Source organism: Streptomyces sp. CBMA29 (genome assembly GCF_014596445.1).
GTDB lineage: Bacteria > Actinomycetota > Actinomycetes > Streptomycetales > Streptomycetaceae > Actinacidiphila.
In genome coordinates this window covers 19,061-32,089 of record NZ_MECL01000199.1, presented here as the reverse complement: position 1 = coordinate 32,089, position 13,029 = coordinate 19,061, and the positions used below count along the sequence as shown (strand labels likewise).

The window sequence follows — 13,029 nt, the reverse complement described above, 5'->3', positions numbered from 1 at the left end:
GCCCGGACCCGACCGCTGGGCGACGTCCGATGTGTGGCTGTGGCCCCCCGACGTCGCCGTTCCTAGCGTGGGAGCGGGCCCAGCACGGCCTGCGGCGGCGTACGTACCGCGACTCGCGCCGCCGTTCCTCAACGAGGAGGGAACCGCAGATGAGCACCCCCGTCACGACCGAACGGCCGCCCGTGGACGGCATCGCCGACCCCGGACCGCTCGGCCTCGCCGCGTTCGCCGCCACCACCTTCGTCCTCAGTTCCTTCAACGCCCACCTCATCGACCAGAATCTGCTCACGGTGGTCCTGCCGCTCGCGCTGTTCTACGGCGGACTCATGCAACTGCTCGCCGGAATGTGGGAGTTCAAGAAGGGCAACACCTTCGGGGCCACCGCCTTCGGCTCCTACGGCGCCTTCTGGCTCTCCTACGCGGCCTACGTGAAATTCGTCGTCGGCGACCTGCCCCCGGACACGGCCAACCAGGCCACCGGCCTCTATCTGCTGATCTGGGCGATCTTCACCGTCTACATGACGGTCGCGGCCCTGCGGACCAACGCCGCGCTGTTCGCGGTCTTCGTGGCCCTGTCGGCGACCTTCATCGTGCTGACCGTCGCCGAATTCGACAAGTCCGTCACCATCACCAAGGTCGGCGGCTGGATCGGCCTGGTCACCGCCGTGTTCGCCTGGTACGCCTCCTTCGCCGTCGTCACCAACAGCACCTGGAAGCGCGCGGTCGTCCCCGTGCTCCCGTTGTCAGGACTCCCCGTCGGCCGCCGCGGCGGACCGGTGGAGGAGCCCCACTCATGACCGAGGAGACCCTCTCCAACCTGCTCAGAGAAGACCGGCGCTTCCCCCCGCCGCCCGAACTGGCCGCGCGGGCCAATGTCACCGAAGCCGCGTACGAGGAAGCCGCCGCCGATGTCGAGGCGTTCTGGGCAGCGGCGGCCGCCCGGCTCGACTGGGCCGAGCCCTGGACCCGGGTACGCGACTGGAGCCGGGCGCCCTTCGCCCGCTGGTTCGTCGGCGGGAAGCTCAACGTCGCCGACAACTGCGTCGACCGGCACGTGCGCGCCGGGCTCGGCGACCGGGTCGCCTTCCACTGGGAGGGCGAGCCCGGCGACACCCGCACGCTCACCTACGCCGACCTCAGGGAAGAGGTCTGCCGCGCCGCCAACGCCCTGCTCTCGCTGGGCGTGCGGGCCGGCGACCGGGTCGCGCTCTACATGCCGATGATCCCCGAGACGGTCGTGGCGATGCTGGCCTGCGCCCGGATCGGCGCGCCGCACACCGTGGTCTTCGGCGGCTTCTCCGCCGACGCGCTGCGCGGCCGGATCCTCGACTGCGACGCGCGGGTGGTGATCACCGCGGACGGCGGCTACCGCAAGGGCGCGGCCTCCGCCCTCAAACCCGCCGTGGACGAGGCCGTGGAGAGCTGCCCCGACGTCCGCAGCGTCCTGGTCGTGCGCCGTACGGGCCAGGACGTGGCGTGGACCTCGGGCCGGGACGTGTGGTGGCACGACCTGGTGGACGCGCAGCCGGCCGAGCACGAGGCCGAGGCGTTCGACAGCGAGCACCCGCTCTACATCATGTACACCTCGGGCACGACAGCCCGCCCCAAGGGCATCCTGCACACCACCGGCGGCTACCTCACCCAGGCCGCCTGGACGCACTGGGCGGTCTTCGACGTCAAGCCGGAACAGGACGTGTACTGGACGGCCGCCGACATCGGCTGGGTCACCGGCCACTCGTACATCGTCTACGGCCCGCTCGCCAACGGCGTGACCTCGGTGCTCTACGAGGGCACGCCCGACTCCCCGCACCAGGGCCGGTGGTGGGAGATCGTCGAGAAGTACAAGGTGACGATCCTGTACTGCGCGCCCACCGCGATCCGCACGTTCATGAAGTGGGGCGACACGATCCCGGGCCAGTACGACCTGTCGTCGCTGCGGCTGCTCGGCTCGGTCGGCGAACCGATCAACCCCGAGGCGTGGATGTGGTACCGGCGCGCCATCGGCGGCGACCGCTGCCCGGTGGTCGACACCTGGTGGCAGACCGAGACCGGCGCGCAGATGATCAGCCCGCTGCCGGGCGTCAGCACCTGCAAGCCGGGCTCGGCGCTCCGGCCGCTGCCCGGCATCTCGGCGGAGGTCGTGGACGACACGGGCCGTCCGGTGCCGAACGGCTCCGGTGGCTACCTCGTGCTGACCGAGCCGTGGCCCGGCATGCTGCGCACCATCTGGGGCGACGAGCAGCGGTACATCGACACGTACTGGTCGCGCTTCCCCGGCTGGTACTTCGCGGGCGACGGCGCGAAGAAGGACGAGGACGGCGACATCTGGCTGCTCGGCCGGGTCGACGACGTGATGAACGTGTCAGGGCACCGGATCTCCACCACCGAGGTGGAGTCCGCGCTGGTGTCCCATCCGCTGGTCGCCGAGGCCGCCGTGGTCGGCGCCACCGACGCGACCACCGGGCAGGGCATCGTGGCCTTCGTGATCCTGCGCGCCGACGGCGAGCAGGCCGCGCGGGAGGCGGGCGGCGACGACGTGGCCAGGCGACTGCGGGCGCACGTGGCCAAGGAGATCGGGCCGATCGCCCGGCCCCGGCAGATCCTGGTCGTCGCCGAACTGCCCAAGACCCGTTCGGGCAAGATCATGCGGCGGCTGCTGCGGGACATCGCCGAACACCGCGACCTCGGCGACGTGACGACGCTGACCGACTCCACGGTGATGGACACCATCCGTGAACGGCTGCCCGGCGGCTCGTCCTCCGGCGCCACGGCGGACGAGGAGTAGCGGGGAGCGGCGGCGGCGTACCGCGCCGGATCCGGTCCCGGCCGGTACGCGACGACGGCCCGCGAGGCGGTCTCCCCACCGCCCGCGGGCCGTCGTCCCTCAATTCCCCTACCGCTGGCGCGTCTTGTGCGAGACGAGCGTGTGGTGCCCGGCGCCGACCGCGGCCACGTACACGTTCACCCCGTCACTGCTGACGCGCGCGCCGCCGACGGCCCGCGTGCCGTCCCAGACGGTCCGCCCGTCCAGGGTGACCCGCGCCTTCGCGCCGCCGGTCGGCACCGCGAGCCTGCCGGTGGTGCCGCGCGGCGCGTCGGTGGCCAGCGTGAATCCGCTGCCGTTCGCGCGCCAGGACGCGGCTATCGCGCCGTGCGGTGTGGGCACCTTGCCCTGCGCCCACGTGAGGTCGCCGGGCGTGGGCACGACCGCGTACGAGGCGAAGCCCGCGCCGGTCGGCCGGATGCCCAGCACCTGGTTGGTGAGGCTGACCGTCGGTCCCGAAGCCCAGCCGTGCGCGAGGCTGGTGAACTGCGAAAGAGCGGGCTGCCCCGCCAGGTTGGCCTTCTCCCAGAAGGTGCCGCCCGGGTCCTGCGAGAGCTGGTAGCCCCAGAAGGTACGGATCAGATCCAGGCCGCCGGTCTGCTGCGCGCCGCTCGCGTCGGCCAGACCCAGCCGCGCGCTCGCCTCGAAACCGCTGGGCAGCGGCTCGTAGACGGGCCCGATCGACGCGTTGGGCGTGCTCGGCGCCATCGTCAGCGCGCCGTAGGGGCCCCAACTCGTCCGCCGCAGATAGTCCATCGCGCTGCTCGCCCGCCGCTGGTCGGCGACACCGGTGAGCGCCGCCGCCGCGTTGGCGTCCTGCGGATAGGCGCCCGGGATCTCCCGCGAGAGCCGGTACGCACCGACGGCCGGGTCCCAGAGCTGGTCGTTGACGGCCTTCTTCACCACGGTCGCGCGGTTCGCGTACACCCCGGACGCGGCCTTGTCGTGCTGGGCGGTGGCCAGCTCCGCCATCTCCTGGAGATCGCGCACATACAGCGCGTTCACATACGTCTCGTGCCCGCAGTCGCTGTAGCCGTAGTGACCGCAGGAGTTGACCGCGCCGAAGGCGATCAGCCCCTGCGGGTCCTGGGCGCGCACCGACTCCAGCCACGCGGTGGCCTTCGTCAGCGCGGGCCACCACCTGTCGAGGTAGGCGCGGTCCCCGGTGTAGAGCCAGTGCTGGTACTGGTTGTAGACGAACCACGTCACGTACTCGCCGTACGTGCGGATCTCGTCCTGATTGTGCGGCCCCACCAGGCTCTCGCCGGGCATGTAGCCGTCCGGCAACTGCTGCGCGGCCAGCGAGGACAGCGAATTGTCCACCGCGTCCGTGTCGTTGGTGCTCAGATACGTGACCGGGACCTGCACCGCCAGGTCGCCCTGCCACACGATGCGGTCCCGCTTGGCGCCGTCGAAGATGACCTCCTTGGCGGGGTCGGCGTTCGGAACCTGGCTGTCCGCGTGATCGCCCTCACCCGTCGCATACGGCCAGCTCTTGGCCGTGTCCGACATCCAGGTGTCGAGCTGCACGGTGTACGCGCCCGCGTACCAGATCTTGTTCAACTCGTCGTCGCTGGACAGGAACCAGCCCTGGTACGCGGCGGGCGACTTCTGCCGCGGCGCCGCGTCGAACGTCGCCGACACCGCGCCGAGGTCCACCCAGCCGGGCCCGTCGAGGAACACCGTCGCGTAGCGGAAACCGCCGCGCAGTTGAGTGTCCGTCAAGGTCGCGGGCAGCTTCGCCGTGTCCAGGGTGAGGGTGTGGCTGTCGGCGTCGTAGGTGTACGGCTGGCCGGGATAGCCGTTCCAGATGTTCGCGGTGTCGCAGCCCGGCGCCTGGGCCGCCTCGCCGTTGTTGTCGCCCGGAGCGGTGGCCGCGTACTGCACCGACTCGCTGAAGCACACGTGCAGTCGAGGCGGCGTCTTGGACGCGCCCGCCACCTTGACGCTGATCCGGCCGCCGACGTCCTTGCCGAAGTCCACTGCCAGCAGCGGCGATTGGGTGCGGTCTCCGTTGCTGACCAGCCGCACGGTCCTGCGGCCGTCGCCCAGTACCGCCTTCGGGTCGCCCTGGATCGCGCCGCCTCTGGCGGTCGCCGACAGCACGCGGACCGGGGTGACCGTGTGGCCGGCCGGCGCCAGGACGTACGGGCGCCAGTCGCCGGGGCGCGGGGTGTAGCCGTCCTGCGTCCAGGGGTCGTTCGCCTTCGCCGCGGCGGTCGTCGTCGGCGCGTCGGCGCCGAAGGCCGAGCCGGGCAGCAGGCCGAGCATGACGGTCCCGGCTGCGACGGCCGCGGCAGCCGCGCGGCTCCTGCGGACATGAATGGGCATACGTCGTTCCCTCTCTGTGTCCCTCTACGGAAGCGGGTGCGTTCCCCGCGCGAACCCTTCGGGGCGCGCGGGCGGCCGGTCAGCGGCGGCGCACGGTCACCTTGCGGGTGCCCGCCGCCACGCCCGCGATCCGCACGTAGCCGCCGGAGAAGGTCACTCCGGTGCGCCGCGCCGACCCCTGCCAGACCGTGCGGCCGTCGAGACGTACGACACAGGTGCGCGCGTCGGTCACCGGGACCGCGATCTCGTCCACGGCGCCGCCCGGCGCGCTCACCGTCAGGTCGAACTCACCGCCGCCCCGCTGCTGCCACGACGCGCCGATCACACCCTTCGCGGTGGTCAACTGACCCTGTGCGAAACGCTGTTCGCCGGGGTGCGGCTCCACGCGGTGCCCCGCGCCCGCGTCACCGGTGGGGGAGATGCCCAGGAAGCGGTACGTCAGCGCCGAGGTCGGGCCCGTCGACCAGCCGTGCGCGGCGCTCATGTACGAACCGGAGTAGTCCGACGTGCCGTCGGTGCGGTAGCCCTCCCAGAACGTACTGGCCGTCCCCGTGGGGCTGTCGAGCATGAAGCCCCACTCGCGGCGGATCAGGTCGAGCGCGGTCGCGTCCTGCCCCGCGGCGAAGTGCGCGTGCACCTCCATGCCGCCGGGGAACGGGTGCACGGAGGAACCGCTCTTCTCCGGCGACAGCGCGCCGACCGCCGTCCAACGCCAGGCCAGCGAGGCGCTGATGGTCCGCGCGCGGTCCGCGGAGTCCACCAGGCCGAACCACACGGCCAGCGCGTTGCCGTCCTGCGGATACAGCGAGGCGCCGCCGCCGGTCGGCTTGTCGCGGTACAGGCCCACCGCCTCGTCCCAGTAACCGCCGTTCTCCAGCGCCGACTTGAGCGCGGCGGCCTTCGCCCTCCACGCGCCCGCCGAGGCCGGGTCGCCGAGCGTCGTGGCGAGCGCGCTCGCGGTCACCAGCGCCCGGTACATGATGGCGTTGGCTTCGAGATTCTTGCCGTCCGCGTCCGAACGCGCCCAGTCCGCCGCGCTGGTGACGTTCAGCAGCCCGTCACCGTCGATCTTCGCGACGATGTACGTCACGGCCTTCTTGTACGCGTCGTACGCTGTGCGCGCCCACGCGGTGTCGCCGCTGAGCTGGACGTAACTCGCCGTGCCGATGAGCGTCCACAGGTGGTAGGCGTCGGAGTTGCCGATGAAGTTCACCGCCGGGCCCGCGTAAGGGAGCGCGCCGCCGGCGTCCTGGTGGTTGTAGAGCGTCTGGAGCGAGTCGCGCACGGTCACCAGGTCGCCCAGCGACACATAGTCGGTCAGTACGGAGATGCCGAGGTCGCCCGGCCACACCGTACGGTCGCGCTTGGCGCCGTCGACCAGCACGGTGCCGCCCGCCTCGCCGACCTTCGCGCTGTTGTCCCAGCCGAGGTCCGGCGGGCCCCAGACCCGGCCCTGGTCGGCGGCGATGATGTTGGTCTGCACGGTGTAGGCGCCCGCGTACCAGACCCGGTTGAGCATGTCGTCGTCGCAGTAGAAGTAGTTGGGGTACGCCGACAGGTCGGCGGCGTTCGGCGCGAAGGTGATCCGTACCGAGACATCGGTCAGGTCCACGGAGCCCGAGGTCTCGTTGACCACCGTCACGTAGCGGAAGCCGCCGCGCAGTTGGGACGCCGGGTGCGCGGTCGCGGCGGGACCCGCGCCCGCGACCGGGGTGTCCTTGTCGGTACTGACCCGGCCGCCGGGCGTCACCGCGTACCGCACGGCGGGCTCGTTGTTGCCGCCGCCGTTCGACCCGTCGCTGGATGACGTGCTGACGAAGTTGGACAGCTCGGAGTACGTCAGCCCGATCGTCTGATTCGTTTCACCGCTCGCCCCGAAGCTGAGAGTGACGAAGCCGCCGACCTCCTTGCCGAAGTCGAAGGTTACGGAGGAGCCCTTGCCGGTGATCCGGGTGACGGCCTTGGCGCCGCGCCCCTTGACCACCAGCGCCTCGGGCTGCCGCACCACGCCGGTGAGCGTGTAGACCGCGACCGGGCGCACCGTACGGCTGCCGGGGGAGAGGTTGAAGGCGTCCCACTTGCCCGACGGCGCCTTGCCGCCGGGCCGCGAGGCGGGGGCCGAGGCGGGGACCGAGCCTGGGACCGATCCTGGGGCCGAGCCTGGGACCGAGGCGCCCTGCGGTGCGGCTCCCGCGGCCGGTTCCGCGGCGACGGCCCGGCCCCCGCCCGCCTCCGTCGCCGCGACGAACGCGGCGGCCAGCCCCGTCGTGACGAGCACGCGCCGTGTTGGTCCCTGCACTTCACTGTGCGGCATGTCTCTCCCGAATGAATCGTTTCAAGATCGCGAACGAGGAAACCCCCGCTGATCTTCCTGGGCCGCGGAGCACACTACGTCGGTGTTTCGCGGCCCGTCCATACCCGTGCGGGGAGTTGTTGCCCCGGCCGATCGTGGAGGATCCGTGCCGCAGGGGCGCCTTTGGGGCTGTGACCAGGGAGGCTGTGGGGGTGGGGGAGGCGTCCGCCGGGGGAGAAGCGCCCTCTCAGCGGATCAGGCGGATCGAGTGCCGTGGCTCGTCCAGCCAGACGTCCTGGCCGCCGGCCGTCACGGTGAGTCCGAACCGTTCAAAGCCCGGACTGTCGTTCATCTTCCACCACCGGTAGGCCGATTCGGCCTCCGTCCACAACGCGCGTCCGCCGGACTGGTAGACGTCGGTGTCCGCGCCGTCCCGGAAGACGGCGACGGCCCACGACATGTCCGACAGGCCGTACAGCCACACCGGGCGCATCCCGTCCCGCTTGTCGGCGACGATCCGCAGGCAGTCCGCGATCCTGAGCCCGAGGGCGAATTCCAGGGCGTCCCACGTCCCGGGGAAGAACTCGTCCTCCGGGATGTCCGAGACGGTACGCCGGACACCTGGGCCGGCCGTTCCTTCGGCGGGGACATGGGCGGCGTGGCCCGGCCAGGACAGCCGTTGCGCCCGCAGCTTCATGAACTCGACCGGCCGGGTGAAGAATCCGGACGCCGCCGTGCCGTCGCCGGACACGACCAGCCGTGCGACGGCGTCCCGGTTGCCGAACCGGGTGCCCCACGGCAGGACGACGACCCCGCCCGGCCGTGTCTGCTCCAGCCACGCGCGGGGAAACGTCCGGACACCGGCCGTGGCGATGATCCGGTCATAGGGGGCGGCGGCGCGGTGCCCCTCCAATCCGTCCCCCGTGATGACGCCCGGACGGAGACCGGCGAGCGCGAGCGCACTCCTCGCGGCGGCGGCGACACCTGCGTCGACCTCCATCGTGAAGACGTTGTCGCCGCCCAGCCGATGCGCCAGATACGCCGCGTTGATCCCCGGCCCCGTCCCGATGTCGAGCACCCTGTGGCCGTCCTCCACCGCGAGGTCGCCGAGCATCCGGAAGACGACGCTCGGCATGCTCGCCGAACTGGTCGGTACCCGGCCCGGCCCCGGTCCCGCGTGCTCGCCGTCGTCCCACTGCGTCGTGATGGGCACATCGGAGTCGGCGTAGCCGTACCAGGCATCCGGTTCCCGCGAACGGTCCACGGCGACGGACGCCTTGGTCTCCATGTCGAACGGCCACATCAACGACGGCAGGAACCCCGCCCGGTCGACGGCCTCGAACGTTCCCGCCCACTCCGGGGACAGCGCCCCCGCCTCCCGCAGGAAGCGGCCCAACTCCCGCCGGCCGACCCGCTCCGGCCCACCACGCCCACTCACTTCTTGTGCTTCCCGTCCCCTTCGGGTGAGCCACCGTCAGGCGACGGCGGCTCCTGCGGCCCCGGCCACGGCTGACCCGGAAGGTTGTCTCCGTCACCCATGCTGAATCTCCCATTCTGTCCCCGAGGACGTGCCTCCGCCGGAAGATGCCTCAGCGGTCTTCCATGCGGTGACCACACCCCGAGCGGGCGTCCATCGCCGTGAACCCGACGCTAGAGAACGGACGTTGACTCTCGGCAGTGCCTATGCTCGATTATTCGCAGATCCGGTGCGGGTATGCCGACTTATTCTCCCGAGACCCCCCGGTTCCAGTAGCGTGTGACGTCCCGGCGCGGCCAGCATGAAGGGACCAACTCCGGCAGCGAGAGGAACCGACGATGGTGCGAAGGCTGCGTTTCAATGGCACGGGAAGCGGTGTCAACGGTTGCCCGGCCATTCACGAGGATCTGGACTCCGGCGAAGTCATCGTCCACGGACCGGTCCTGACCGACCCTTCTGACATCGCCCGGCTGAAACACCTGGGGCCCGACGAGGTCCCGATCGTCGTCCCCCGTGCGCTACTGGTGGACTTCGGCCCTAAGGAGGCAGACCGCGTGGCCGACATCATCGGCATGGATGAGTTCGAGCGCCTGTTCACCCAACTCGAACACACCGCGTGGCGGTTGGAGACTCGGCGCCGCTACGCCTCCGACGAAGCCACGGACACGTGGGCGCAGTTCAGCCGTGGTGAGCCGGTGAACTGGGAGGGCGCGAACGAGCAGTGGTGCGCGGAGCGGCGCGAACAGTCCGCTCTGGGCAAGCGGTTCGAGCGGGTGCGGCTTCTCGACAGCCCGGCGACCCCCGGCCAGCTCTATCTCCTCGACAACGCACGGCGTAATTCGGCTGTGGGGGAGGACATCCGGTGCCTGGGCCGCGCCGACGCGCAGCGGCTCCAACTTCCTGAAGAGGACTTCTGGATCTTTGACTCCCGTCTGGTCGCGCTGCTGAACTTCGACGCGGACGACAACCTGGTGAACGTCGAACTGATCACGGAGCCCGCCGCCGTCAACCGCTATGCGCAGGTGCGCGACGCCGCCTGGCACTATGCGGTGCCTTACGACACATACGCGTGAATCCTGGGCGGCGCCGGTGAGCACGGACTATCAGCAGGCGCGGGAGAATCTGGGGCTGCGGCTGCGTGAGCTGCGGCTCTCGGCACCCGGAGAACGCCTCACCGGTTCCGACCTGGCGCGGCTTCTGGGCTGGCCGCAGCCCAAGGTCAGCAAGCTGGAGAACGGCAGGCAGACCGCCACGCCCGAGGACCTTCGGCAATGGGCGGAGGCCACGGGGCAGCCGGAGGCGTACGGGGAACTCGTGGCGCGGCTGCGCGGCTTCGAGTCGCACATCAGGTCCTGGCGGCGCCAGCTCGCGGCGGGGCACAAGGCCGTCCAGGACACGCACCTGGCACGGCACAATGCGGCCACGCTGTTCCGTGGCTGGGAGCCGGCCATGGTCGTGGGCATTCTTCAGACGCCCGACTACGCCCGGTGCGTCTTCACGCGGTACGCCGAACTGCAACAGTCGCCGCGCGATACGGAAGACGCGGTGCGCTCCCGTATCAAGCGCCAAGAGGCACTGTACGAACCGGGGAAACGTTTCCGGATTCTCATGTGGGAGGCTGCTCTCCGGGCTCTGATCTGCCCGCCCGACGTCCTCGCAGCGCAACTCGACCGGCTGACCGGCGCCGTGGGCCTGGACACGCTGGAGCTGGGGATCGTCCCGTTGACCGCGCCCCTGAAGATCCCGCCCGCCACCGCGTTCTGGGTCTATGACGACAGCCAGGTGATCGTGGAGACCTGGCACGCGGAGCTGTGGATCGACGACGCGGTGAGCGTCGGAACGTACCTGCGCACCTGGCGCACCCTGCGGGAATCCGCCGTGTACGGCGCCGACGCCCTTCGGATCATCGGCGCCGCGCGGCGGGACCTGCGGGGTGTCTGAGGGGGCCTGAAGGGGCCAGAGGGGGCCGGTCGGACCGTCGCGGGCAGCGACTCCTCGCCGGTGGACGTGCGCAGGCACAGCCCGTCGCCCCCGTCGCCGATGCCGGCAATCCAGGTCCCCAGGCCAAGCCCCAAGGAAAACCACGCGACGTGCGGCGCCCGATCGTCGATACTCCGCGCGTGGCCACCATGAACATCGGCAGGACCGAACGCGCCCCGTACCTCCGCTTCTCGCCGGCCGCGCGGGCCCGACGCGGCTTCGGCGCGATCCCGCCGACGGCCCTGGTCCTGCTCGGCACCCTCAGCGTCCAACTGGGCTCGGCGGTGGCCACGCACCTGTTCAGCGCGGTGGGCAGCCTCGGTACGGTCGCGCTGCGGCTCTTCTTCGCCGCGGTCGTGCTGACGGCGCTGTGGCGGCCGTCGCTGCGGATGGACCGCCGGTCGTGGACCGTGGTGATCGGCTACGGCGTCACGATCGGCGTGATGAACCTCTGCTTCTACCAGGCGCTGACCCGGCTCCCGCTCGGGATCGCGGTGACCACCGAATTCCTCGGACCGCTGACGGTGGCCCTGGCCGGGTCGCGGCGGTGGCTGGACGCCTTCTGGGCGCTGCTCGCGGCGGCCGGTGTGCTCCTGCTGGTCGGGGGACGCGGAGACATCGACCTCGTGGGTTTCCTGTTCGCGCTCGCCGCCGCCGCGTGCTGGGCCGCGTACATCCCGGTCGGCGCGGCACTGGGCCGTCACACCGCCCACGGCAACGGTCTCGCGCTGGGCATGGTCGTCGCGGCCCTGGTGGCCGTCCCGTTCGGTGTGGCCGACGGCAGTACGGCGCTGGTCCACCCGTGGGTGCTGGCCGCCGGGTTCGGTGTCGCGCTGCTGTCGTCGGTGGTCCCGTTCTCGCTGGAGCTGGAGGCGCTGCGCAAGATCCCACCGCGGGTCTTCGGCATCCTCATGAGCCTCGAACCGGCGATGGCCGCCCTCATCGGCCTGATCGTGCTCCAGGAGGCGCTGCGCTGGACGCAGTGGGTCGCGGTGCTGTGCGTGGTGGCGGCCTCTGCGGGCGCCGCGCGCGGCGCCCGCCTCGACGTCACGGACGCCCCGTAGGGCCTGTCCGGCGGACCGCGCCGGACAGGCCCCGGCAGGGCTCAGCCCTTGAGCAGGAAGGTGAAGTCGCCACCCGCCTTTCCGCTCAGGCGGTGCGCCGAGACGATCTTCCCTTCGTCGATCAGCCGCTTGACCTCGGCGCGTGAGACGCCGAGCCCGTCGGCGATCAGCCGGACGGGCCGCAGCGGGATGTGCGCCGCGAAGCGCACGGACACCTCCAGGGCATCGTCGTCCGCGGGACCGGGACCGGGACTGGGGCCGGGGCCGGGGTCGAGGCCGGGGCCGGTGACGTCGAGGCGCCAGGCGCCGGTCCAGTCGAGGGCGACGCCGTTGCGGTGCAGGACGGCCGGGTGCTGGAGCAGTTCGGCCGTCAGCCCGGGGTCGTTGGTGTGGAGCCTGTCCAGCAGGTCGGGGCGCAGGGAGCGCACGTTGACCCGCTCGAAGACCGTGAGCTTCGCGGTCTGCCCGCATCCCGCGCACAGGACGAGGAGCCAGACGTCGAGGGACTTGTGGTGCGCGTTGACCCGGAATTTGCCGCTCGCCCGGAAGCGATCGGACGGGCACGAGTGGCAACGGCGCACGACAAGAGGCGGGCAGGTGGGAGCGACCACCCAGGTTTGTGACACGAATGAACACCTGTTCGGTGAGAAAGACCGCAGCGAAAAGGGGCACGGCGCCCGGGGGCGGCGTGCGACAGATCAGCGCCAGGGGTGTCTCAACAGGTGTACAACGGTGTTCCTTTGCCACGGCGACAGGTGCGACAGGTGCGCCAGCACGATAACCGTGCGTGGCGGCGTGGTTCCACGGGTTTTCGCGGCCCTGCTCTCGGCAGGACCCCGCCATGCCGCGAATTCCCCCAATTCGGTATAAAACGCCCGCAAGACGACCGCACTCCCTGTCGAGTCGGTGCCGTTTCAAGGGATTTGACGGATAAATGCCCGCCATTGTGGGGGTATGCACCCCATCCTTTGATCATCCTGTGCTGCGCCATTGACGCCGGGCACTCTTCGGGCAAGGATTCCTGACGTCTCATTGGCATGTCCCCGTGCCTCCCACCACC

9 protein-coding genes are annotated in these 13,029 nt (G+C 71.0%); 5 read left to right on the top strand and 4 right to left on the bottom strand.

Annotated features, from left to right (window positions below):
• The first annotated feature begins 149 nt into the window (after positions 1-149).
• Entirely contained in the window at positions 150-797 is a 648-nt protein-coding gene (locus BGM09_RS26870; RefSeq protein WP_188284288.1) for an acetate uptake transporter, read from the top strand.
• Positions 794-2,785, top strand: a complete 1,992-nt coding sequence (gene acs / locus BGM09_RS26865; RefSeq protein WP_188284287.1) for an acetate--CoA ligase — start codon at positions 794-796, stop codon at positions 2,783-2,785. Before BGM09_RS26870 ends, acs begins: the two co-directional genes overlap by 4 nt.
• A 108-nt stretch (positions 2,786-2,893) precedes the next feature.
• Here acs and BGM09_RS26860 read toward each other — a convergent pair whose 3' ends face one another.
• The 3 genes from BGM09_RS26860 to BGM09_RS26850 form a co-directional block, all read right to left on the bottom strand.
• A complete protein-coding gene (locus BGM09_RS26860) occupies positions 2,894-5,155 on the bottom strand; it encodes an alpha-L-rhamnosidase C-terminal domain-containing protein (protein WP_188284286.1) in 2,262 nt (753 codons plus the stop codon).
• A 79-nt stretch (positions 5,156-5,234) separates the two neighbouring features.
• Positions 5,235-7,433, bottom strand: coding sequence for a hypothetical protein (locus BGM09_RS26855; RefSeq protein WP_188284285.1), 2,199 nt, complete (start codon positions 7,431-7,433; stop codon positions 5,235-5,237).
• Positions 7,434-7,695: 262 nt separating this feature from the next.
• A complete protein-coding gene (locus BGM09_RS26850; RefSeq protein ID WP_317452907.1) occupies positions 7,696-8,886 on the bottom strand; it encodes a methyltransferase domain-containing protein in 1,191 nt (396 codons plus the stop codon).
• Between the two features lie 377 nt (positions 8,887-9,263).
• On the opposite strand from BGM09_RS26850, the gene BGM09_RS26845 reads away from it, so the two are divergent.
• From BGM09_RS26845 to BGM09_RS26835, 3 genes are all read left to right on the top strand, one after another.
• Positions 9,264-9,998: a DUF6879 family protein gene (locus BGM09_RS26845; protein ID WP_188284284.1), complete on the top strand. Its 735-nt coding sequence runs from the start codon at positions 9,264-9,266 to the stop codon at positions 9,996-9,998.
• A 16-nt stretch (positions 9,999-10,014) separates the two neighbouring features.
• The gene (locus tag BGM09_RS26840; protein ID WP_188284283.1) at positions 10,015-10,866 is read left to right on the top strand and encodes a helix-turn-helix domain-containing protein; all 852 of its coding nucleotides are present in this window, start codon (positions 10,015-10,017) and stop codon (positions 10,864-10,866) included.
• Positions 10,867-11,054: 188 nt separating this feature from the next.
• A complete protein-coding gene (locus BGM09_RS26835; RefSeq protein ID WP_188284317.1) occupies positions 11,055-11,969 on the top strand; it encodes an EamA family transporter in 915 nt (304 codons plus the stop codon).
• A 41-nt stretch (positions 11,970-12,010) separates the two neighbouring features.
• On the opposite strand, the gene BGM09_RS26830 is transcribed toward BGM09_RS26835, so the two are convergent.
• Positions 12,011-12,595: a DUF1062 domain-containing protein gene (locus BGM09_RS26830; RefSeq protein WP_188284282.1), complete on the bottom strand. Its 585-nt coding sequence runs from the start codon at positions 12,593-12,595 to the stop codon at positions 12,011-12,013.
• Positions 12,596-13,029 lie beyond the last annotated feature (434 nt).